Origin of the sequence: Nocardia sp. NPDC058244 (assembly GCF_042882065.1) — a bacterium.
GTDB lineage: Bacteria > Actinomycetota > Actinomycetes > Mycobacteriales > Mycobacteriaceae > Nocardia.
Genome location: NZ_JBHVWX010000012.1, coordinates 131439 through 153703, shown reverse-complemented (window position 1 = coordinate 153703; position 22265 = coordinate 131439). Strand labels below are relative to the sequence as shown.

21 protein-coding genes, 1 pseudogene and 1 riboswitch are annotated in these 22265 nt (G+C 72.1%); of the genes and pseudogenes, 16 read left to right on the top strand and 6 right to left on the bottom strand.

Features of this window, described 5'->3' with window-relative positions:
• Positions 1-62: 62 nt before the first annotated feature.
• Positions 63-491, bottom strand: a complete 429-nt coding sequence (locus tag ACFVW6_RS31660; protein ID WP_378833231.1) for a DUF3040 domain-containing protein — start codon at positions 489-491, stop codon at positions 63-65.
• Positions 492-616: 125 nt separating this feature from the next.
• On the bottom strand, positions 617-1066 hold the full coding sequence (locus tag ACFVW6_RS31655; protein ID WP_378833233.1) for an SAV_6107 family HEPN domain-containing protein: 450 nt from the start codon (positions 1064-1066) through the stop codon (positions 617-619).
• A 116-nt stretch (positions 1067-1182) separates the two neighbouring features.
• Here ACFVW6_RS31655 and ACFVW6_RS31650 point away from each other — a divergent pair, with 116 nt between their 5' ends.
• The 5 genes from ACFVW6_RS31650 (at position 1183) to ACFVW6_RS31630 (ending at position 6265) form a co-directional block, all read left to right on the top strand.
• Positions 1183-1809 carry an N-acetyltransferase gene (locus tag ACFVW6_RS31650; RefSeq protein ID WP_355280165.1) on the top strand — a complete coding sequence of 209 codons (627 nt, stop codon included), beginning with the start codon at positions 1183-1185 and terminating at the stop codon, positions 1807-1809.
• Positions 1806-3383, top strand: coding sequence for a phytoene desaturase family protein (locus ACFVW6_RS31645; RefSeq protein ID WP_378833236.1), 1578 nt, complete (start codon positions 1806-1808; stop codon positions 3381-3383). The genes ACFVW6_RS31650 and ACFVW6_RS31645 overlap by 4 nt, the downstream gene beginning before the upstream one ends.
• Positions 3380-4210, top strand: coding sequence for a carotenoid biosynthesis protein (locus tag ACFVW6_RS31640; protein ID WP_378833238.1), 831 nt, complete (start codon positions 3380-3382; stop codon positions 4208-4210). Before ACFVW6_RS31645 ends, ACFVW6_RS31640 begins: the two co-directional genes overlap by 4 nt.
• A gap of 134 nt (positions 4211-4344) precedes the next feature.
• On the top strand, positions 4345-5091 hold the full coding sequence (locus ACFVW6_RS31635; RefSeq protein WP_355280191.1) for an LppM family (lipo)protein: 747 nt from the start codon (positions 4345-4347) through the stop codon (positions 5089-5091).
• Position 5092: 1 nt separating this feature from the next.
• The gene (locus ACFVW6_RS31630) at positions 5093-6265 is read left to right on the top strand and encodes a glycosyltransferase (RefSeq protein WP_355280160.1); all 1173 of its coding nucleotides are present in this window, start codon (positions 5093-5095) and stop codon (positions 6263-6265) included.
• Positions 6266-6267: 2 nt separating this feature from the next.
• Here ACFVW6_RS31630 and ACFVW6_RS31625 read toward each other — a convergent pair.
• Both ACFVW6_RS31625 and ACFVW6_RS31620 read right to left on the bottom strand, forming a co-directional pair.
• Positions 6268-6876, bottom strand: a pseudogene (locus ACFVW6_RS31625) (NADPH-dependent F420 reductase); the annotation flags it as partial.
• A 33-nt stretch (positions 6877-6909) separates the two neighbouring features.
• Complete coding sequence (locus ACFVW6_RS31620) at positions 6910-7611, bottom strand: hypothetical protein (protein ID WP_378833241.1); 702 nt, start codon at positions 7609-7611, stop codon at positions 6910-6912.
• A gap of 213 nt (positions 7612-7824) precedes the next feature.
• A riboswitch (SAM riboswitch) is annotated at positions 7825-7917 on the top strand.
• A gap of 27 nt (positions 7918-7944) precedes the next feature.
• Between ACFVW6_RS31620 and ACFVW6_RS31615 the strand changes: the two genes are divergently transcribed.
• Genes ACFVW6_RS31615 through ACFVW6_RS31575 form a run of 9 tightly spaced genes read left to right on the top strand, consistent with a single transcriptional unit; the run spans position 7945 to position 18733 of the window.
• The gene (locus ACFVW6_RS31615) at positions 7945-9015 is read left to right on the top strand and encodes an LLM class flavin-dependent oxidoreductase (protein ID WP_378833243.1); all 1071 of its coding nucleotides are present in this window, start codon (positions 7945-7947) and stop codon (positions 9013-9015) included.
• On the top strand, positions 9012-10631 hold the full coding sequence (locus ACFVW6_RS31610) for an ABC transporter substrate-binding protein (RefSeq protein ID WP_378833246.1): 1620 nt from the start codon (positions 9012-9014) through the stop codon (positions 10629-10631). The genes ACFVW6_RS31615 and ACFVW6_RS31610 overlap by 4 nt, the downstream gene beginning before the upstream one ends.
• Before the next feature lie 2 nt (positions 10632-10633).
• Positions 10634-11659 (top strand): ABC transporter permease, encoded by a 1026-nt coding sequence (locus ACFVW6_RS31605; protein ID WP_378833248.1) that lies wholly within the window; start codon positions 10634-10636, stop codon positions 11657-11659.
• A gap of 35 nt (positions 11660-11694) precedes the next feature.
• Positions 11695-12594 carry an ABC transporter permease gene (locus ACFVW6_RS31600; protein ID WP_378833250.1) on the top strand — a complete coding sequence of 300 codons (900 nt, stop codon included), beginning with the start codon at positions 11695-11697 and terminating at the stop codon, positions 12592-12594.
• Positions 12591-14267 carry a dipeptide ABC transporter ATP-binding protein gene (locus tag ACFVW6_RS31595; RefSeq protein WP_378833252.1) on the top strand — a complete coding sequence of 559 codons (1677 nt, stop codon included), beginning with the start codon at positions 12591-12593 and terminating at the stop codon, positions 14265-14267. The genes ACFVW6_RS31600 and ACFVW6_RS31595 overlap by 4 nt, the downstream gene beginning before the upstream one ends.
• The gene (locus ACFVW6_RS31590; RefSeq protein ID WP_378833256.1) at positions 14264-15415 is read left to right on the top strand and encodes an LLM class flavin-dependent oxidoreductase; all 1152 of its coding nucleotides are present in this window, start codon (positions 14264-14266) and stop codon (positions 15413-15415) included. The genes ACFVW6_RS31595 and ACFVW6_RS31590 overlap by 4 nt, the downstream gene beginning before the upstream one ends.
• Positions 15412-16779 carry an NtaA/DmoA family FMN-dependent monooxygenase gene (locus ACFVW6_RS31585; RefSeq protein ID WP_378833258.1) on the top strand — a complete coding sequence of 456 codons (1368 nt, stop codon included), beginning with the start codon at positions 15412-15414 and terminating at the stop codon, positions 16777-16779. The genes ACFVW6_RS31590 and ACFVW6_RS31585 overlap by 4 nt, the downstream gene beginning before the upstream one ends.
• Positions 16776-17585: a DUF1684 domain-containing protein gene (locus ACFVW6_RS31580; RefSeq protein WP_378833260.1), complete on the top strand. Its 810-nt coding sequence runs from the start codon at positions 16776-16778 to the stop codon at positions 17583-17585. The genes ACFVW6_RS31585 and ACFVW6_RS31580 overlap by 4 nt, the downstream gene beginning before the upstream one ends.
• On the top strand, positions 17582-18733 hold the full coding sequence (locus ACFVW6_RS31575) for an LLM class flavin-dependent oxidoreductase (RefSeq protein ID WP_378833262.1): 1152 nt from the start codon (positions 17582-17584) through the stop codon (positions 18731-18733). The genes ACFVW6_RS31580 and ACFVW6_RS31575 overlap by 4 nt, the downstream gene beginning before the upstream one ends.
• Before the next feature lie 68 nt (positions 18734-18801).
• Here ACFVW6_RS31575 and ACFVW6_RS31570 read toward each other — a convergent pair whose 3' ends face one another.
• A complete protein-coding gene (locus ACFVW6_RS31570; RefSeq protein ID WP_378833264.1) occupies positions 18802-19248 on the bottom strand; it encodes a hypothetical protein in 447 nt (148 codons plus the stop codon).
• On the opposite strand from ACFVW6_RS31570, the gene ACFVW6_RS31565 reads away from it, so the two are divergent.
• A complete protein-coding gene (locus tag ACFVW6_RS31565) occupies positions 19247-19834 on the top strand; it encodes a DUF2867 domain-containing protein (protein WP_378833266.1) in 588 nt (195 codons plus the stop codon). The genes ACFVW6_RS31570 and ACFVW6_RS31565 overlap by 2 nt on opposite strands.
• Here ACFVW6_RS31565 and ACFVW6_RS31560 read toward each other — a convergent pair.
• The gene (locus ACFVW6_RS31560) at positions 19824-20825 is read right to left on the bottom strand and encodes a methylenetetrahydrofolate reductase (RefSeq protein ID WP_378833268.1); all 1002 of its coding nucleotides are present in this window, start codon (positions 20823-20825) and stop codon (positions 19824-19826) included. The genes ACFVW6_RS31565 and ACFVW6_RS31560 overlap by 11 nt on opposite strands.
• Before the next feature lie 278 nt (positions 20826-21103).
• Here ACFVW6_RS31560 and ACFVW6_RS31555 point away from each other — a divergent pair, with 278 nt between their 5' ends.
• The gene (locus ACFVW6_RS31555; protein ID WP_378833498.1) at positions 21104-22258 is read left to right on the top strand and encodes a polyprenyl synthetase family protein; all 1155 of its coding nucleotides are present in this window, start codon (positions 21104-21106) and stop codon (positions 22256-22258) included.
• The last annotated feature ends 7 nt before the right edge of the window (positions 22259-22265 follow it).

Here is a 22265-nt window from a genome sequence, read left to right as displayed (position 1 = left end):
GCGCCGCACCCGATCGGGTGCGGCGCCGCCTTCGATGCCGTGATGTCTCGGCTACAGCCGAGTTACTCCTGCTCGAACCTTCGACGGAAGCGATCTTCCATCCGCTCGGAGAAGCCGCCGGACTTGCGCGGACGACCGCCGCGTCCGGTCGAGCCGCCCGTGGGGCCGGAGCCCGTGCCGGGAGTCTCGGTCGAGTCCGGCCGAGCGGACCTGCGCGAGTTGCCGATCATGAGCAGCACGCCGGCACCGAACATGGCGATGAATCCGACGAGGCTGATGATCGGGAAACCGCCCGGCTTGAACGGGGCGGCGATGCCGGCGACGAGCAGGAACAGGCCGATGGCGAACAAGGCCGCCGCCTGCAGTCTGCGTCGACTCGACGTGGAGCGAAGACGTCCGCCGCGGACGGACGAGGCGAACTTCGGATCCTCAGCATAGAGAGCGCTCTCGATTTGTTCGAGCATGCGCTGCTCGTGCTCGGAGAGTGGCACGGTACCTCCCCCGGCACTAGGCGTGGCTGGTCGCCTCCGGGTAGGCGACGGGTAGCCGACCTTGGCGGCTATCTGCTCCCCATGATACGAGTTCGATCGAAGCCGTACCACCTACTCGGTGATAACTAAGCGGTCATGTCCCGGTCGCGACTCGGCTGCGGGCGTGTCTTGGCGGCGGCGACCAGCGCATCGTCGATGTCGTAGAGGAATGCGCCCACCCGTGAGCAGAACTCGTCGGCGCGGGTGTCGGTGACCGCGCGGTCCAGCCCGGCCTCCAGATCGGCCCGCAATTGCGAGTGCGCCTCGAAGTAGTCCGCCCACATCGCGAACTCGGGACTCGCGCGCCGCAGCAGCACCCAGGCGCTGCGCGAGCGCGCCCGGGGCGCCCGATCGGCGCCGGTGAGCGCGATCATCGCGCCCGCGCCGCGCAGTGCCGCCAGGTAGGCGGTGCGGAACCGCTCACCCGGGTCGTGTTCCCAGGCCGAATCGGTGAGCAGGGCGTCGGCCTGACGTAGCAGCCCGCCCGCGCGACCGTCGTGCCCCGCGTGCTCCTGACCATCGTTGCGACCAGCCATCTGCTGCCCCTTTCGCCCCTCGCACAGATCGAACAAGCATTCGAACGTTTGAATTGAGATTGAATATAGGGACACCCACCGACAACTTCCGCGCCAGCGCGCCATCGACGAGAGCCATGACAGCCGTCAAGCCGAATCACACCCCCGCACCCGTCGTCGTCGACCTCAGCGTCGCCGCCCTGCGCGCGCGCCTGCACGACGCCCTGTCGGTGTATGTCGCCGCCATGGACTATCCGCGCGGCACCGAGCATCACCGCGCCCCGATGTGGACCGAGCACACCACCCGGGCGGGCTGGCGCGCCGTGGCCGCCGTGCTGCCGGACGACTCCGGCGCCGTCGACCTGCGCACCGCCCCGATCCTCGCGATCGCCTACGGCTACAGCGGCGCGCCGCGGCAGTGGTGGCATCAGCAGGTGCACACCGGGATGCGCCGCTGCGGCTGGCCCGAGGCCGCCGCCCGCGAGCTGCTCGCCGACTACTTCGAACTCACCGAGTTGCACGTGCACCCGGCCGCGCAGGGCCGCGGCATCGGCTCGACGCTGCTCGAGCGGCTGCTGGCCGACCGCACCGAGGCCGCGGTGCTGCTGTCGACGCCCGAGGTGCCCGAGGAGGACAACCGGGCCTGGCGGCTGTACCGACGGGCCGGATTCACCGATGTGATCCGCAATTTCGTGTTCGCGGGCGACACCAGGCCGTTCGCCATCCTGGGACGGCGGCTGCCGCTGCCCGCGTCCGGCGCGTGAGGACGGCAGGCACGACGGTCGTCGTCGGTTCCGGGCACAACGCGCTGGTCGCGGCCTGCTACCTGGCCAGGGCCGGACAGCGGGTGCAGGTGCTCGAACGCGACGAGGTGCCCGGCGGCGCGGTCTCGACGGTCGAGCGGTTCCCCGGCCACCTGGTGGATCGCGGGTCCTCGGCGCACATCATGATCCGGCACACCGGGATCATCGAGGAGCTAGAACTAGACCGGTTCGGGCTGCGCTACATCGACTGCGACCCCTGGGGTTTCACGCCCTCGGACGGCGTGCGCCCGCCGATCGTCTTCCATCGCGATCTCGACCTGACCTGCGCCTCGATCGCCGCCGCCTGCGGCGCGCGCGACGCCGACGCCTACCGCCGCTTCGTCGGGGTGTGGGGCGAGCGCAGCGCGCGGGTGATGCGCGCGTTCGGCGGTCCGCCGACGCCGGGCAGGCTCGTGCGCTCGTTCTGGGGGCTGGACGCGCGCGCGGGCGGCAGCGCCCTGTCCAGGGAGTTCCTGCAGACCGGGGACGCGCTGCTGGACTACTGGTTCGACGACGAACGCCTCAAGGCGTCGCTGGCCTGGTTCGGCGCGCAGTCGGGCCCGCCGATGTCGGAACCCGGCTCGGCGCCGATGGCCGGTTTCGCCGCGCTCATGCACACGCTGCCGCCCGGCCGCGCCGTGGGGGGAAGTGGGGCGCTCAGCGCGGCCCTGATCGCCCGGCTGCGCGCCGACGGCGGCGAACTGCACACCGGCGACGCCGTCGCCGCCCTGCGCCGCACCGGCGACGGCTGGCGGGTCACCACCGCCGCGGGCCGGAATCTGCGCGCCGACACCGTGATCGCGGGTTCGCACATCCTGGCGACCCTGGAGCTGCTGCGCGCGGGCGATTTCGACGCGGCCACCCTGGACGACTGGCAGCGCCGCATCCGGGTCGGCCCCGGCATCGGCATGGTGGTGCGTCTGGCCACCGACCGGCTCCCCGAGTATCCCGGCGCCACGACCGCCGAATCCGCCCGCGGCCTGCAATTCCTCGTCTCGGACCGGAATCAGCTGCGGCGCGCGCACGGCGCCGCCCTCGGCGGTGACCTGCCGCCGCGACCTGTCGTCCTGGCGATGAGCTTCAGCGCGCTCGACCCCACCATCGCACCGCCCGGCGAGCACCAGTTGTCGCTGTGGGCGCAATGGCATCCGTACGCGCTCGCCGACGGCAGTGACTGGGCCGACCACGCCGAACACGAGGCCGACCGGATCATCGCCGAGGTCGAGCGGTACGCGCCCGGCTTCGCGTCGTCGGTGCGGCAGCGGTTCGTGCAGACACCCGTCGATCTGGAGCGCGAGATGGGGTTGCGCGGCGGCAATGTCATGCACGTGGAGATGTCGCTGGATCAGATGATGCTGTGGCGGCCGCTGCCGGAGTTGTCGGGGCAGCGGGTGCCGGGGGCGCCCGGGCTGTATCTGACGGGCGCGTCGACCCATCCGGGCGGCGGCGTCTCCGGTGCCAGTGGGCGCAGCGCGGCCCGGCTCGTGCTCGGCGATCGCCGGATCCGCCGGTTCTCGCTGCCGCGCGGGCGATGAGGACGGAACTCGCCGGGCACGGCGCGGCGGTGTTCGGTCGATGGTTGCGGGCCGAGCCGTCGCGGGCGCTGCCGACCGCGACGGCGATTCTGCTGGTCCTGGTCCAGATCGCGTATCCGTTGAGCGCGGGCGTGATCCGTGACCGGATCACGATCGTCGTCGTCGCGCTGTCCGCGGCGACCGCCCTCGCGCACGCGGCGACGACGCGGGGCGGGCGCTGGGCCGCCGGGTTCTTCGTCATCGTCTCCGGGCTCGGGCTCACCGCCGAGATCGTCGGCACGGCCACCGGGTTCCCGTTCGGCGCCTACGCCTATGCCGTCGACCGGATCGGACCCGCGCTCGCCGAGGTGCCGCTGGTGGTCCCGCTGGCCTGGACCGGCGGGCTCTATCCGATCTGGATCGTCGCGGGGGTGCTCGTGCGCGGCGCGGCGGGCCGAGCCGGGCTCTTCGTGGTCGGGGCGGTCGGCTGGGATCTGTTCCTCGATCCGCAGATGGTGGCCGACGGTCAGTGGACCTGGGCGGTCACCGATGCCGGGCTGCCCGGTCTCCCCCAGATCCCGTACACCAACTACCTCGGCTGGGCGCTGGTCGCCACGCTGATGGCGGTGCTGCTGACCGTGCTCGACCGCCGGGTGCCGCCCGCGCACGACCCGTCGGTGGCGGTGCCGGTGGCGGTGTTCGTCTGGACCTGGCTCGGCTCCGCCCTCGCCCACGCGGTGTTCCTCGGCCTGCCCGCCTCCGCCTGCTGGGGTCTCGCCGGGCTCGCGCCGCTCGGCGTCCCGCTGCTGCTGCGTGCGCGGGACCTGGCCCGCGACCGCGCGCGCTGAGTCGGCGGAGTACCCGAATCCGGCGGGAAATGCCTGGTCGGCGCGGATGCGCGCGACCCGGTGGGCCCGTCGTGTGGGTTCTCGGGCCCGGGCCTGGCACGATGTCACCCGTGCAGCCGAGTCTCGTCGCCGACATGCCCACTCCGTCGCCACGTCGTCGCGTGCCCGCGCGGCGCGTCGCCGCGGTCGCCGTCCTGCTGGCGCTGCTGGTGCCCGCGCTGGCCGGGTGCCTGCGCGTGCAGGTGTCGATGGGCGTGTCGTCCAACGACCGGGTGTCGGGGCGCATCGTCGCCGCGGTGGTGCCGACCGGCCCCACCGACAAGGGCCCGCAGCTGAAGGCGCCGGACCAGCTGGCCGCCAAGGTGCGCATCGAGAACTACAACCAGGACGGCTTCGTCGGCACCCAGGTGTTCTTCGACGATCTGACCTTCGGCGAGGTCGGCCAGCTCGGCGGCCTCTCGGATCAGACCCAGGGCATGTTCACCCTGGAGTTCCAGCGCACCGGCGATCTGGTGAGCCTCAAGGGCCGCGTCGACCTGGAGTCGGTGCCGCCGCAGGGCTCGGACGTGCAGTTCTCCATCGCCTTCCCGGCCCGCGTCGCCAAGACCAACGGCACCCGCGAGGGCGACAACACCGTGTCCTGGAAGCTGCCCGCGGGCGAGACCTCGACCCTGCGCGCCGAGGTGAAGTACGCCGACCCGAACACCCGCTCGTTCGCGGGCTGGGCGGGCATCGTCGGCGGCATCACCCTCGCCGTCGCCGCGCTGATCGCCGGGCTGGCCTTCCGCGACCGCAACCCCGGCCCGCCGAACGCGCCGCGCGGCGGTTTCTCGCCGCAGGAGATCTGGCGCGACATCGCCGGCCGCAGGCTGGGCCGCTGACATGGGCGCGGCGGGCCGCTACCTGACCTGGGCGGGCACCGGTCTCGCCGCGCTGGGCGCCACCACCGCCGCCTACAACCTGGTCACGTTGCGCAGCCTGCCGCGCCGGGTGGCCGGCGTGATCGAACCGGTGACGGTCTGCGTGCCCGCCCGCGACGAAGCCGAGCGCCTGCCCGAACTCATCGGTGACCTGCGCGCCCAGACCGGTGTCCCCCGGCTGCGCGTGCTGATACTCGACGACGCCTCCACCGACCGCACCTACGAGGCCGCTCTGGCCGCGGTCGGCGGTGACGACCGGTTCACCGTGCTCCGCTCGGCCGCCCACCCGGCGCCCGGCTGGACCGGCAAGGCCGCCGCCTGCGCCCGGCTCGCCGCCCGCACCGACGCGGCGGCCCTGGTCTTCGTCGACGCCGACGTCCGGCTCGCCCCGTCCGCCGTCGCCGCGTCGGTCACCGAATTGCGCAGGCGCGGAGCCGGTCTGGTGTCGGCCTGGCCGGTGCAGGAGTCGGCCTCGACCACCGAGCGGCTGGTCCAGCCGCTGCTGGCGTGGGCGTGGGCGTCGACGCTGCCGGTCGGTCCGGCCAATCACAGTCTGCGCCCGTCGACCGCGGTGGCGTGCGGGCAGTTCCTCGCCGTCGACGCCGCGGCCTATCGTGCCGGTGGCGGGCACGCGGCCGTCGCCGCCAGCGCCACCGAGGATCTCGATCTGGCCAGGGCGCTGCGCCGGGCCGGGCATCGCACCGCCCTGGTCGCGGCGGGACCCAGCGCGAGCACCCGGATGTACACCGGCGCGGCCGAACTCACCGACGGCTACACCCGCTGGCTGTGGTCGGCCTACGGCGGCCGGGTCGACGCGGGCGCCGCGGTGGGCGCCCTGGCGGCCCTGGCCTACTGGATTCCCCCGCTGGCGGCGCTGTGCGGCCGCGGCCGGGTCCGCCGCGCCGGGCTGCTCGGCTACCTCGCCGCCGTGGCGGGCCGCCTCGCCGCCCGCGCCACCGAGACCCGCCGGGCACCCACCCGCACCGACCTCACCTCCGCGATCGCCCACCCGCTGGGCGTCGCGCACTACCTGGCGCTGTGGACCCGCTCGCACTATCGCCACCGCACCGGCACCCTGCGCTGGAAGCAGCGCCCCCTCGTCGCCCCGGAGACCGTCAGCGCACAGCAGGCCTGAGCTCAGCGGTCGACGATCCGGAACGCGAACTCGCGCCCCCTCCCCTGCCCCATCGCCAGGGTCAGCCACAGCCGCATCACGCCGTCGACGACCTCGTGATTGCCGTCGCCGGCGAAGACCGGCCGCAGCCCGACCGCGGCGACTAGATCCTCGACCGCATTGCGGTCCGCGGCCGCGCACGAAAAGAACAGGTCGGCGGGCGCACCGTCGAACGTCGGGTCGGCGAAGGCCTCCGCGCCCAGGCTGTTGAACGCCCGCGCGTATCGGGCCGTCGGCGCGTGCTCGGCGAAGGTGGCTGCCGCGTTGGCCGGTCCGGCGCCGAAGCCGTTGGTGGCGTCGAGCACCAGCTTGCCGTCGAGCGCGGCCGCGTGTTCGCGAGCGAAGCCGTCGACGGCCTCGGCCGGAATCGCCACCAGCACGACCGCGCTGTCGGTGAGCGCCTCGGCGACCCCGACCCGCCCGTCACCCGGCGTGCGCGACCCGTAGACGACCCGCCGTCCCGCCGCGGCGAGCGCCGTCCCCACCGCTGTACCGACCCGACCCGTTCCGATGACTGCGATCGTCGCAGTGCTGCTGTCCATGCCGAGAACGGTAGGCGCACACCACCGATCGGCGCTTCTTCGTTCCTGACCGGGTGACGCGGCTCAGGGGACCTCGGTGATGCCGACGGTCGGGAAGAAGAAGCAGGAGCGGCCCGCGTTGTCGGTGGTGCCGAAGACGGCGGCCAGGACGGTGCCCCGGCCGGTGTCGACCGGGACCGCACGGACGCCGCCGACCGGGATGGCGGCGAAGAGGAAGTCGCGGATGGCTGTTTCGGCGATCGGGCGTAGTTCGACCGGGACCTCGGGCGGGACCAGGGCGCGCACCACGTCGGCGATCGAGCCCATCGAGGCCATTCCGCCGCGGCCGGTGCTGATGTTGAGCCAGGCCACCTGCATGCCGGAGGTCGCGGTGGCGGCGGTGTCCGGCGACAGGCCGTAGGGCAGGAAGGTGAACATCGTCTGCCCCGACTTCACGGCGGTGAGGTCGAGGCCGGGGATCTGCACGGCGTTCGCGGGCCACGGTCCGGGCACCGCGCCCGCCACGGCGGGCACGAGGCCGAGGCCGTCGCCGCCGCAGTTCGCGGCGACCGTCGGGTAGAGGAACGGCTGGATGCCCAGCGCTTCGAGCGTGTCGACGACGGTCCGGTACGCGCCGAGCAGGTCGCCGGGGCCCGCGGTCCGCACGGCGGGCGCATCCCTGGTTACCGTCGCTGGCGCGGCCGCCGCGGTGGGCGCGGCCAGCAGCAGCGCGGCGGCGCAGGCCGCCAGCGTGGTCAGGGTGGTGCAACGACGCGGCTCGGTCACGACGCACTCCTCATCGACGCGGAGACATCCGACGCTACGCCGGTATCCGGTGGAATCCCCGCAGGTGAGGCGCACCGATTCGTCGGCGCGTCGCGGGCAGTGTGCACCAGCGCCGTCCCGGTTCCAAGCTCTGCGCTCACGCTGATCCTTACCGTTGTGAAGTATCGCGGCAGTGCCACATGCTGATTCGGTACCGGCCCCTGTGGCCGGTCACAACCATCCAGAGCGACCGAGAGACCTGGCTCCACGACGTCGCAGCAACCCGCCCGTTCCGGGTGTGGGTGCTTCCGCCGGGTTCGATGGAGGAGCACGAGTGGCGAGGTCTGCTGTCGCATGAAGTTTCTGTTGTTCACGCTGGTGACGCGGGTCCCCGACCCGATCACCGGCATCGTCCCCGAGACGCGGGACCGCTTGCGCGAGGTGGTCGACCAGGCCCGGCTGGCCGAGGAGCTCGGCTACGACGGTTTCGCCGTCGGCGAGCGCCACGAGGACCCGTTCCTCTCCGCCGCTCCCCCGGTGCTGTTGAGCCACCTGGCCGCCGTCACCTCCCGGATCACGCTGTTCACCGCCGTGACCACGCTGAGCCTGCTCGACCCGGTCCGCGCGTTCGAGGACTACGCGACGCTGGACAACCTGGCGGGCGGGCGCCTGGAGCTGATCATCGGCAAGGGCAACGGCGCCGCGCAGGCGCAGCTGTTCCACGTCACCACCGCCGACCAGTGGGACCGCAATCGCGAAGGATACGAACTGTTCCGGGCCCTGTGGGCCAGCGACGAGGTGACCTGGTCGGGCCGGTTCCGCCCGTCGCTGACCGCGGCGAAGGCGCTGCCGCGCCCGTGGCAGCCACGCCTGCGGATCTGGCACGGCAGCGCGACCAGCCGCGAATCGGTGGAACTGGCCGCGCGCCACGGTGATCCGCTGTTCTCGGCGAATGTCACCAACCCGATCGAGCCGTACGCCGAACTGGTGCGCCACTATCGGGAGCAGTGGGCCGAGCACGGCCACGACCCCGCCGACGCGCTCGTCGGCGCGGGCACCGCGGGCTTCCACGTCGCCCCCACCTCGCAGCAGGCCAGAGCGGTCTACACGCCGCTGTTCGAGGCCCGCCGCGCACTGGCCCGCAAGCTGGGCCTGCCCGTCGTTTTCGACACCATCGACGACTTCCTCGCCCGCAGCTCCGCGCTCGTCGGGAGCCCGCAGGAAGTGATCGACAAGGTCGGCCGCTATCACGAGCAGTTCGGCCACGAGGTGATCCACCTCTCCGCCGAACGCGACGGCCGCACCGACCCCGACTACCTGGGCAGCCTCGAGCTGTTCCAGGCCGAGGTGGCGCCCGAACTGCGCCGCCGTATTCCCAGCCGTCCCCTGGCCGCAGGCCGCGAATTCTCTGGAGTCACCCCGTGATCGGTCCCCGTCATCGTCTCGCCGCCGTCGCCGGCGTCCTGGCTGTCGCCACCTCCGTGGTCGCGTGCGGCAGCGACACCGGCGGCCCGGGTGGGCAGGCCGGTCCGCCCCAGCCCGGCGGCACCCTGCGCTACGGGCTGTCGCAGGCGCCGACGTGCTCGGATCCGGCCCAGGCCGGCTCGAACCAGACCATCTACGTCGCCCGTCAGATCGTCGACTCGCTCACCGATCAGGACCCCAAGACCGGCGCGATCACCCCGTGGCTGGCCAAGAGCTGGGAGGTCAGTCCCGACGCCAAGGTGTTCACCTTCAAGCTCGCAGACGGCGTCACCTTCAGCGACGGCTCCCCGCTGACCGCGGATTCGGTGCGCGACACCTTCGACGCGATCATCAAGCTCGGTGGCGCGAAGGCGCCGCTGGGCGCGAGCTACCTGACCAACTACGTCGGCACCACGGCGGTCGACAAGCTCACCGCCCGGGTCGAGTTCAGCCAGCCCAACGCCCAGTTCCTGCAGGCGTCCTCGACGCCGCAGCTCGGCATCCTCGGCCAGGCGACCAATGCCAAACCGGCCGAGGCCCGTTGCGCGGGCGACAACATCGGCAGCGGTCCGTTCACCTACGCCGCCTACAAGCAGGACGTCTCGGTGACGCTGGCCAAGCGGGCCGGGTACAACTGGGGCTCGGCGGTGTTCGGGCATCAGGGCGAGGCCTATCTGGACCGGATCGAATTCACCGTCGTTCCCGAGTCCGGCGTGCGCACCGGCAGTCTGGTCTCCGGCCAGCTCGACGCGATCAGCGACGCGCTGCCCCAGGACGCGCCGCAGATCGAGTCCGTCGGCGGCCAGATCCTGTCGACCCCCAACCCCGGCACGCCGTTCGGCTTCTTCCTCAACCTGACGCGCGGTCCGTTGCGCGATCCCGCGGTGCGCCAGGCGCTGCTGCCCGCGCTGGACCGCAAGCAGCTCGTCGATACCGTCCTCGGCCCGCAGTTCAAGTTCGCGACCTCGTCGCTGGCGTCGGCGACCCCCGGGTACACCGATCTCTCGGCGAAGCTGCCCAACGACCCCGCCAAGGCAAAATCGCTCCTCGACCAGGCGGGCTGGGTGCCCGGCGCGGACGGTATCCGCGCGAAGAACGGTGAGCGGCTGAGCTTCTCGGTGACCTTCAGTCAGGTCTTCGCGGGCAACCAGGCGATCCTGGAGCTGGTGCAGCAGCAGCTGCGGCAGGTCGGCGTCGAGCTGAAGCTCGACCTGGTCTCGGGCCCGGAGAGCACCGCCAAGATGAACTCCAAGGACTACGACTCCTTCTACGCCAACTCCACCCGCGCCGACGGCGACATCCTGCGCACCTCCTTCTCGCTCACCGGCCGTAACCTCAACGCGCGCGGTCCGATCCCGGCGCTGGACGAGACCCTGGACAAGCAGCTCGCCACCAACGATCCCGCGGCGCGCGCCGCGCTGATCAAGACCGCGCAGCAGCAGATCCTCGACAACGGCCTCTACCTGCCCACCGTCGAGCTGTCGCAGGCGATCGGCGCGGCCGCCAACACCCAGGACCTGAAGTTCGAGGCCTCGGCCCGGCTGCAGTTCTTCGATACCTGGCTGAGCGGGCGCTAGTCATGGGCCGCTATGTGGGTTCGCGCGTGCTGCAGGCGATCTGGGTGATGTGGGCAGCGTTCACCATTTCCTTCGTCGTGCTGTATCTGCTGCCCGCCGACCCGGTGTCGATGGCCGCCGACGGCGGCGGCCCCGGCAGCGCCGTCGACAAGGCGGCGATCGCGGAACTGCAGGCCCGCTACGGTCTGGACAAGCCCCTGTGGGAGCAGTACGTGACGGCGCTGGGCAACGCGGTGACCGGTGATCTCGGCCGATCCATCAGCACCGGACAGCCGGTCACCGACGCCCTGCTCGACGTGCTGCCCGCCACCCTCGGCCTGGCGGCGCTCGCCCTGCTGTTCGCCACCCTCGGCGGCGTGGTGCTGGCCTTCGCCGCCACCTACACCCGTCGTCCGTGGCTGCGCAACACGCTCAGCGCGCTGCCACCACTGGGTGTTTCGGTGCCGACGTTCTGGACCGGCCTGATCCTGTTACAGCTGTTCTCCTTCCGGCTGCACTGGTTCCCGGCGTTCGGCGGGACCGGGCTGCGCGGCACCCTGCTGCCCGCGCTGACCCTGGCGCTGCCGATCGGCGCGGTGATCGCCCAGGTCCTCGCGGCCGGCTTGCAGCAGACCTGGCGTCAGCCGTTCACCGAGGTGGCGCTGGCCAAGGGCGCGTCGCGCTGGTGGGTGCAGCGGCGCCACGTCGCCCGGCTCGCCGCCGTGCCCGCGTTCACCATCGCCGGTGTGCTGGTCGGCACCATGCTGGCCGGTTCGGTGGTGGTGGAGTCGGTGTTCGCCCGCGCGGGGGTGGGCAGGCTGACCCAGACCGCCGTGCTCAACCAGGACATCCCGGTCGTGCAGGGCGTGGTGCTGCTGTCCGCGCTGATCTTCGTCGTGGTGAATCTGACCGTCGATCTGCTCTATCCCCTGCTCGATCCGCGCATCACCGGTACCAGGGGCAAGCGGGCCAAGGCGCGCTCCGGTGATCGCGCCGAGCTCCCCGACACCAAGGCCGATGTCGCCGCGAAGGCGGTGCACAGTGCCTGACCCCACCCCGCCCACCGAGACCGAAGGGAACACCCATGGTTGACATCCTCGTGCGCCGTGGCTCGGTCGCCGAACGGCCCGGCACGGCCGACGACAGCACCGCGCGGACCCACCGGGCCGCCGAGGTCGCGCGCTGGGTCCGAGGGCATCTGGGCCTGCTCGTCTCGGGCCTCGTGCTCGCCGTCGCGATCGGCTGGGCGGTGGCGCCGTCGGTGTTCGCGCCCGGCGACCCGCTGACCGGCGTGCCCGCCGAGAAGTTCCAGGCGCCCAGCGCGGCGCACTGGTTCGGCACCGACAATCTCGGCCGCGACCTCTACACCCGGATGGTGCACGGCGCCGGGCTCTCGCTCACCGCGACCCTGACCGCCGTCGGCATCGCCCTGGTGGTCGGCTCGCTGCTGGGGCTGCTCTCCGGCGCGGCGGGCGGGATCGTCGACACCGCGATCATGCGGGTCGTCGACGTGCTGCTCTCGATCCCCGCGCTGCTGCTGTCCCTGGCGCTGGTGACCGCGCTGGGCTTCGGCACCCGCAATGTCGCGCTGGCCGTCGGCATCTCGCTCATCGCGAACTTCGCCAGGGTGATGCGTTCGGAGGTGCTGCGGGTGCGGCACGCGCCGTATGTGGAGGCGGCGCACGCGTCCGGGGTGCGCTGGTACGCGGTGCTCGCCAAGCACGTGCTGCCCAATGCGTTCCAGCCGGTGCTGGCGCTGGCCGCCGTGGAGTTCGGCATGGCCGTGCTGGCGGTGTCCTCGCTGAGCTTCCTCGGCTACGGCACCAAACCGCCCACCCCCGAATGGGGTTCGCTGATCTCGGAGGGTCGCAACTTCCTCGCCTCGGCGTGGTGGCTGACGACGCTGCCGGGTCTGGTCATCGTCGCGGTCGTGCTCTCGGCACAGCGCCTCGGCCGATACGTCGGAAAGGCGGAGACCCGATGAGCGAATCGGCGGCCACGCACACCCCAACGGACGCAGACGTTTCCGCGACGCCGACCGGCCCGCTGCTGCGGGTCGACGAGTTGCGCATCACCTACCGCGCTAGTTCCGGTCCCGTCGACGCCCTGCGCGGCGCCTCGATCGAGGTCGGGCGCGGGGAGGTAGTCGCCCTGGTCGGGGAATCCGGCTCGGGCAAGTCCACCTTGGCGCACGCGGTGATCGGCCTGCTCGGCGAGTCGGCACGCGTCGTCTCCGGCGGGATCGAATTCGCCGGCGAACAGGTCGACCCGACCGACGAGAAGGCCCTGCGACGCCTGCGCGGCGCCCGGGTCGGACTGGTGCCCCAGGACCCAGGCCTCTCGCTGAATCCGGTCCTGCGCGTAGGTGATCAGGTGGCCGAGGCCCTGCTGGTGCATCGGCTGGCCGATCGGCGCGGAGCCCGGTTACAGGCCCTGGACCTGCTCACGGAAGTCGGCCTCGACCGCCCCGAGCTGCGCGCCCGGCAGTACCCGCACGAACTGTCCGGCGGACAGCGGCAGCGGGTGCTGATCGCCATCGCGCTGGCCTGCGGGCCGGAGCTGATCATCGCCGACGAACCCACCAGCGCGCTGGACGCGACGGTGGCCCGGCAGGTGCTGGATCGGCTGGCCGAACGGATCGCCGCCCGCGGCACGGCCGTGCTGCTGATCACCCACGATCTGGCCGTCGCCGCCGAGCGGGCCGATCGACTGGTGGTGCTCGAACGCGGCGAGGTGGTCGAATCCGGCCCGGCCGCACAGGTTCTCACCCATCCGCAGCACCCGTACACGCGCCGGTTGCTGGCCGCCTCCCCCGCGCTCGCGCCCGCCGGATTCCGGCCGCCGCGCACCAGGGCCGACTCGCCGCTGCTGTCGGTGCGGGCCCTGCACAAGCGGTTCCACGCGGCCGATGTCACCGCGGTCGACGATGTCGAGTTCACCCTCGACCGGGGCGAAACGCTCGCCCTGGTGGGCGAATCCGGCTCGGGCAAGTCCACCACCGCGCGGATCGCGCTGCGGCTGACCGAACCCGACAGCGGCACGGTGACCGTCGACGGGCACGACCTCACCAGCGCGCGCAGGCGCAGGCTGCGCGAGCTGCGCAGGCGCTTCCAGGTGGTGTACCAGAACCCGTACTCGTCGCTGGATCCGCGCTGGCAGGTCGGCGACATCATCGCCGAACCGCTGCACGCCTACGGCGTCGGCGACCGCGCCGCGCGAGCCCGCCGGGTGGGCGAACTGCTCGACCAGGTCGCGCTGTCCGGCGAGTTCACCGCGCGCAGGCCCGCCGAACTGTCCGGTGGGCAGCGCCAGCGCGTCGCCATCGCCCGCGCGCTGGCGCTGCGGCCGGACCTGCTGGTGCTCGACGAGCCGGTCTCGGCGCTGGACGCCTCGGTGCAGGCGCAGATCCTCGATCTGCTCGACGGGCTGCAGCAAGAGCTCGCGCTCGGCTATCTGTTCATCTCCCACGATCTGGCCGTCGTCCGGCAGATCAGCGATCGGGTGGCGGTGATGCGGCACGGTCGCATCGTCGAGACGGGCCCGACCGCCACCTTGTTCACCGATCCGCGGCACGACTACACGCGCGAACTGCTCGCCGCGATCCCCACGCCGGGCGTCCGGATCGACCCTCTCGACGGAAAGGACCTCACCCGATGAGCGAGAACGCCCTGTTCCTCGGCATCGAGACCGCGGGCACCGGAACGCATCCCGCGTCCTGGCGACGCGCGGACTCGCGTGCCGAGGACCTGTTCACGGCGGGCTACTGGATCGAGGTGGTGACGCGTGCCGAACAGCTCGGCGCCGACGCCGTGTTCCTGCCCGACGCGTTCGGCCTGCAGGACGGCGGCACCGCGGTGACCCGCGGCAGGCTCGACGCCGTCGCGATCGCCGCCCGCGTCGCGCCACGCACCCACCGGATCGGGCTGATCCCGCAGGCGCCGGTCACCCACACCGAACCGTTCCACGTGTCCAAGGCGATCGCCGCGCTCGATTTCGCGAGCCTGGGCCGGGCCGGCTGGGAAGTCGGTGTCTCGACCACCGCCACCGAGGCGAAGGCGTTCGGCCGCAAGCTGGTCCAGGACGCGGCCGACCTGTGGCACGAGGCCGACGACGCGGTCGAGGTGGTGACCCGGCTGTGGGACAGCTGGGAGGACGACGCCGAGATCCGCGACGTCCCCACCGGCCGGTTCATCGACCGGGATCGCCTGCACTACATCGACTTCGCCGGTGACCACTTCTCGGTCAAGGGCCCGTCGATCACGCCGCGCTCGCCCCAGGGCCAGCCGATCGTGACCGTGCGCGCCGACGACGCAGAGGCCGTCGACATCGCCGTGCGCCGCGCCGATCTCCTCCGGATCAGCGCCCCCGACCTGGCCACCGCCGCCGCCCACCGCATCACGCTGCGCGCCGCCCTCGCCGCGGCGGGCCGCGATCCCGAGACCGTCCGGGTCCTGCTCGATCTCACCGTGCACCTGGCCGAATCGGCCGAGCGGGCCAGGGCGGAGGTCCGCGAGCTGGATCAATGGCTGGGGCGGACGATCGACGATCCCGGGCTCACCCAGATCGGCACCGCGGCCGAACTCGACGACCTGCTCGACGAGATCGGCGGATCGGCCATCGCCGACGGTGTGGTGCTGCGGCCGCTGGCGCTGCCCGCCACCCTCGCCGCGCTCACGCCCCGCCCTGGCACGGGCACGGGCACGGGCACGGGCACGGGCACGGGCACGGGCACACTACGCGACCGTCTCGGACTCCCCCGCCCGACCAGCCGTTACGCCGAGAGCACGCAGGGAGCCGCGCTGTGAGCACGAAGCCACGCAAGCAAGTCCACCTCGCCGCGCACTTCCCCGGCGTCAACAACACCACCGTCTGGGCCGATCCGGCGTCGAGGTCGCAGGTCGATTTCGCGTCCTTCGAGCACCTGGCCCGCACCGCCGAGCGAGGTCTGTTCGACTTCTTCTTCCTCGCCGAGGGCCTGCGGCTGCGCGAACACCGCGGCCGCATCCACGATCTCGACGTGGTCGGCAGGCCGGACACGCTGACCGTGCTCAACGCGGTCGCCGCGGTCACCGAGAAGCTCGGGCTGGCCGGCACCATCAACAGCACCTACAACGAACCCTTCGAGCTGGCCAAGCAGTTCGCCTCGCTCGATCACCTCTCCGGCGGACGCGCCGCCTGGAACGTCGTCACCTCCTCCGACGCGTTCACCGGCGAGAACTTCCGGCGCGGCGGCTATCTGGAGCACAGCGACCGCTACCGCCGCGCCGCCGAGGTGGTAGCGGCGACCAAGACGCTGTGGGACAGCTGGCCCGCCGACGCGCTCGTGATCGACCGGGAGCGTGGCGTCTTCGCCGACGACGTGCCCGCCACGGCCGTGCGCAGCAGCCAGTTCGACCTCGAGGCGCCGTTCGTGCTGCCGCCGAGCCCGCAGGGGCATCCGGTGCTGTTGCAGGCAGGCGATTCCGACGAGGGCCGCGAGTTCGGCGCCGAGGCCGCCGACGCGATCTTCACCGTGCACGGCACGCTCGAGGCCGGGCAGGCGTTCTACGCCGACATCAAGGGCAGGCTGGCGAAATACGGCCGCTTCCACGACGAACTGCTGGTCTTCCCGGCGGCGACGTTCGTGCTCGGCGACACCGAGGCCGAGGCGCACGAGCGGGCCAGGCACATCCGTTACCAGCAGGTGAGCCCGCAGACCGCCCTCGCCTTCCTCGAACAGGTGTGGGGCCGTGACCTTTCCGGCTACGACCCCGACGGCCCGCTGCCCGACCTCGAGCCCGACACGACGACCGAGATCACCCGCGGCCGGGTGCGGCACGCGAAAGATCCACTGGCCGTGGCGAAGGCATGGCGCGCGCAGGCCGAGGCCGGGAACCTGAGCATCCGCGAACTGATCATCGAGGTCACCACGCGGCAGCAGTTCATCGGCACCCCGGTCCAGGTCGCCGAGCAGATCGACCACTACGTGCAGTCCGACGCGGCCGACGGCTTCATCCTCGTCCCGCACCTCACGCCCGCCGGACTCGACGAATTCGTCGACCGGGTGGTGCCGGAACTGCAGGAACGCGGCAGTTTCCGCACCGAATACCAGGGCACCACGCTGCGCGACCACCTCGGTCTGCGTCATCCCCATCACCCCACCGTCGCCGAAGGAGCACGCGCGTCATGACGATCACCGTCGATACCACCAGCACCGCAACCACGTTCACCGACGACTGGCACCGTTGGCACGATGCCCGCGAGGACGGCCTGCGCGACCCGCTGGGCTGGCTCAGCCTGGCCGGTCTGCACTGGCTCACCGACAGCCCCGCCCGCATCGACGGCCTGCCCGGCACCTGGTGGGTGACCGACGAGAAGGTGTTCATCACCGCCCAGCCCGCCGACCGGCTCGATGTCGACGGTGAGCGGATCGGCGGCGTGCAGATCCTGGTCCCCGCCGAGGGCGCGCCCGGGCTGAGCGTGTTCAACGAGGAGCGGGTCTTCGAGGTGATCCGCCGCTCCGGGCAGTTCGCGGTGCGGGTGCACGACCCGGCCGCGCCGACGCTGGCCGCGTTCACCGGGGTCCCCGCCTACGCCGCCGATCCGCGCTGGGTCGTCACCGGACGGTTCACCGCGTTCGACACCGCGCGCACCGTCACCACCGGCGCGGTCGTCGACGGGCTCGAGCACCACCACAGTGCCGCGGGCACCGTCGAATTCCGGATCGGCGAGACCACCGAAACGCTCGTCGCCTTCGGCACGCCCGGGGATCTGAAGGTGCTGTTCACCGACGCCACCAGCGGCGTCACCACCTACCCGGCGGCGCGGTCGCTGGCGATCGGGGCGGTCGAGGCCGACGGCACCGTGACGCTGGACTTCAACCGGGCGGTCAACCTGCCGTGCGCCTTCACCGCCTACGCGACCTGCCCGGTCGCGCCGGCCGAGAACCGGCTGCGGGTGGCGATCGAAGCGGGAGAACAGGATCCGGCGCTGTGACCGTTCCGCTATCGATCCTCGACCTCTCGCCGATCAGCGCCGGGTCCTCCGCCGCGCAGGCCGTGCGCAACACCCTCGATCTGGCCCGGCGGGCCGAACAGTGGGGCTACCACCGGTATTGGCTGGCCGAGCACCACTTCGTGTCGGTGGCCAGTTCGTCGTCGCTGACCCTGCTCGGCCTCGTCGCCGCCGCCACCTCGCGCATCCGGGTCGGCACCGGCGCGGTGCAGGTGGGCCACCACACCTCCGCCTCGATCGTCGAGGCGTTCGGCACCGTCGACGCGGTGGCCCCGGGCCGGCTGGATCTGGGCCTCGGCCGGTCCGGGCACCGGCGCAGCCAGTTCGGTGCCGAGGTCTCGACCACCAAGGGCAGTCGGCCGGTGCTCGACGCCCTCGTCGGGCGCACCGAGATCCGCGACGGGGTGGTGGTGCCGCCGCCGTTCGATCCGCGCGGGATCACCGACCGGTCCAAGTTCATCGCCTCGCTCGCGGCGCTGCAACAGCCGGGTGCGGAGGCGCAGGCGTTTCCCGAGCAGGTCGGCGAGGTGCGCGCGCTGCTGGCCGGCAGCTATGTCGGCTCCAATGATGTTGCGCTGCACGCCGTTCCGGGTGAGGGCGCCGAGGTGGAGCTGTGGTTGTTCGGCAGCACGGCCGGGGAGAGCGCCGAACTGGCGGGTCGCCTCGGGCTGCCGTTCGCAGCGGCCTACCACGTGGCCCCCGGTACCGCGCTGGACGCGGTCGAGGCGTACCGGGCGGCCTTCCGGCCCTCGGCCACCCTCGCCGAACCGCACGTGATCGTCTCGGCCGACGTGGTCGTCGCCGCCGACGAGGCCACCGCCCGCCACCACGCGAGCACCTACGGCCACTGGGTGCACAGCATCCGCAGCGGTTCCGGCGCGAGCGAATACCTCGACCCCGACACCGCCGCCCCGCTCACCCCCGACCAGCTCCGCCTCGTCGAGGACCGCCTGGCCGCCCAGATCGTCGGCACCCCCGACAACGTCACCGAACGCCTCCAGGCCCTCGCCACCCTCACCGACGCCACCGAACTCCTGGTCACCACCATCACCCACCACCACCACGACCGCCTGGAGTCCCACCGCCTCCTGGCCGACGCCTGGGGCCTCCGCCCCGCCCGCGCGGCCTGAGCAATTCGAGGGGCGGGGCCGCGACCTACCGCGACCCCGCCCCTCGGTGTCTCACGAAGTGGGTCGAATCAGTCGAAGATGTCGGCGGTCATGGCGGCATCGATCGCGCGCTTCAGCCAGGTCTCGAGTTGGTTCATGTCTCGGCAACTCTCGATACGAGCCCGCTGCTCGTCGGAGACAACGAGTCGACGCGCACCGAGAACGGTGAGGATGCTGGCCGCGGTAGCTTCTTCGCGGCCCTGCTCGACGTACTTGCGGGCGATTCGGCCCTGGTATTCGTAGGTCATCGTCATCAATTCCTCCAACCGTCGGCTGGCCGCCTCGGACAACACCTCATCGACCAGGTCATGGTACATCCGCGCGCGTTCGTCCTTCGCAGCGAATTCTTTTATGCGACAGCGATGTTCGACGAGTTGGGTACGCCGTGCCGTCGCTGCCCGGATCGGATCTATACGCAGGCGTACAACAGGGGTACGCTCTTTCCATACGCATCCGTACGGAGAGAGGGTTCTCATGCGAGTTCCGGCTGTGGCGCACACGGGGCGAGGGTGGCGCGTTCACGAGATCGCCCCGGATTTCGAGGTCGAGGATGTGTGGCGGTTTCGGACGCCGGGTGGGCAGGCCGGGGATTTTCCCGTTTTGCTCGCGGCGTTGCAGGCGGAGCGGGCGTCCGAGTCGTCCGGCGTCACCGGGGTGTTGTTCACGATCCGCTGGAAGCTGGGTGAGGTGTTCGGGTGGGATCGGGAGTCGGCCGGAACGGGTAGGCGGGTGCCGTCGCTGCGGGATCGGCTGCCCGCCGACCTGCGGGACACGCCGGTGCCCGATGACACGGACAGCCCGTTCACCAGCGTGTACGTCCTCGACGACGAATACGCCGCCGAGATCGCCAACGGCACCATGCACGGGGTGATGCACCTGGGGTGGGTGCCCGACGACGACGGGCCCGGCTACCACCTGCAGATGGCGGTGCTGGTGAAACCGAACGGATGGTTCGGGCGCGCCTACATGGCGTTCATCAAGCCGTTCCGGTACCTGATCGTCTATCCGGCGATGACCAGGAACTGGGAGCGGGTGTGGACCGAGCTGACGCTCACGCGCTGAGCGGGGCCGCCGTCACGCCGTAGCCGAGGTTGGTGAGGACCTCGCTGGTCGCCTTCGCGAAGTTCAGGGTGATGAAGTGCAGGCAGGGGGCGCCCTCGTCGATCAGGCGCTGGGCCATCTCGGTGGCGATCTGGATGCCCTCGGCGCGCACGGCCGCCTTGTCCTCCTCCGGGCCGGTGCCCGCGGCGCGGGTCAGCCGGGCCAGCACCGACGGCTCGAGCGGGCGGCCGCACAGCTCCTCGGCACGCTGCACGGTGCGCAGCGAGGTGATCGGCATCAGCTCGGGGATGATCGGCTTGGCGCCCTCGACCGGGTCCATCGCCACCACCCGGTCGCGCAGTCGCAGGTAGTGCTCGACGTCGAAGAACATCTGGGTGATCGAATACTCCGCGCCCGCACGCAGTTTCGCGGCCAGCTGCCGGGTGTCGTGGTCGAGGTCGGGCGAGCGGTGGTGCCCCTGCGGGAACGAGGCGACACCGACGTGGAAATCGCCCAGGTCGCGCACGATGCGCACCAGTTCCTCGGCGTACTCGACGCCCTCGGGATGCTTGCGCCACTCGCCGAGCGGATCGCCCGGCGGGTCGCCGCGCAGGACGAGCAGGTTGCGGATGCCGGAGTCGGCGTAGGAGCCGACCAGCGCGCGCAGCTCGTCGATGCTGTGCCCGACGGCGGTGAGGTGGGCGACGGGGAGCAGGGTGGTCTCGGTGGCCAGCTCACCGGTGATCCGTACGGTGCGGTCCTTGGTGGAGCCGCCGGCGCCGTAGGTCATCGACACATAGGCCGGGTGCATGCACTCGAACTCGCGGACCGCGCGCCACAGCCGGGCCTCGCCCGCCGCGTCGCGGGGCGGGTTGAACTCCACGGAGAAGGGCACGCCGCTGCCCGAGTGGGCACGCAGGCTCTGCACCACCGAGGGGGTGTTCGAGACGATCGACTGCTTCCGGGCGGGTCGATCAGGGGTCGAACGTCCCCGTCCATCGTCGAATGTCACCGGTTCAGTGTAGTGGTGCGCCCGGACACCGCGGCGCCGACCGGGAATCACCGGCCGCGGCCACCCGAAATCGGGCACGGACCGGCCACGCGACCGTCAAGTCTGCTGGACGCGACCTGCGCGCTGCGCAGACGCCGCCGAAACGCCGGGTGTGGGGTCGGTCGCAGCGGCCCTGTGCGCCGACGACACCCCCGTGCCACCCGCGTATTCTTCGACAGAACCCCGGTGATCGCGCCGCCGCGTGCGATCGGCGTCCATCCGCTCGCCCACTCCCGCACCTGGAGGCCACCCTGTCCGCCGGAATCGGTACCCCGCTGTCCCGGTCCGTCGCCGACACGTCGGAGACGGTCGATCTCGCCACGCTCACGCCGGGCACGCCCGCGTTCGTCGCCGCGGTCGAGCAGGTGCTTGCCGATTTCTTCGCCTCGCGGCGCGAGATCGTCGAGCCGCTCGGGCCGGTCTTCGTCGACGCCGCCCTGGCGCTGGAACAGTTCGTCATCCGGGGCGGTAAGCGCACCCGGCCGGGCTTCGCCTGGACCGGCTGGCTCGGCGCGGGCGGCGATCCGGCCGGACCGGACGCGGCCGCGGTGCTCACCGCCTGCGCGGCGCTGGAACTGGTGCAGGCGTGCGCGCTGGTGCACGACGACATCATCGATTCCTCGCAGACCCGGCGCGGCTACCCGACCGTGCACATCGAGTTCGAGGACCGCCATCGCGCGGCGGGCTGGCCCGGCGACGGCGCCGAGTACGGCCGCGCCGTCGCCATCCTGATCGGCGATCTCGCCCTGGCCTGGGCCGACGACCTGGTGCACGAGGCCGGGCTCGCCCCCGCCGCGCTGGCCGGGTTCGCCCCGGTCTGGGCACGGATGCGCACCGAGGTGCTGGGCGGGCAGCTGCTCGACATCAACGGCGAGGCGGGCGGCGACGAATCGGTGGAGGCCGCGCTGCGGATCAACCGGTACAAGACCGCCGCGTACACCATCGAGCGCCCGCTGCACCTGGGCGCCGCGCTGGCCGGGGCCGACGACGCCCTGGTGGCGGCGCTGCGCACCTACGGCACCGACGTCGGCATCGCCTTCCAGCTGCGCGACGACCTGCTCGGCGTGTTCGGCGACCCCGCCGTCACCGGCAAGCCGTCCGGCGACGACCTGCGCGAGGGCAAGCGCACCGTGCTCATCGCGGAGGCGCTGCGGCGCGCGGAGCCGGAGCCCGCGGCCCTGATCCGCACCGGCCTCGGCACCGATCTCGACGACGCGGCGGTCGACCGGCTGCGCGCGCTGCTCACCGAGCTCGGCGCGGTCGACGAGGTCGAGCGCCGGATCACCGAGCTCACCGACACCGGCCTGCGCGCGGTGGCCACGAGCAGCGCCACCGCGCAGGCCAAGCGGTTACTGCACGACATGGCGCTGGCCGCCACCCGCCGCACCGCCTGAGCCCGCG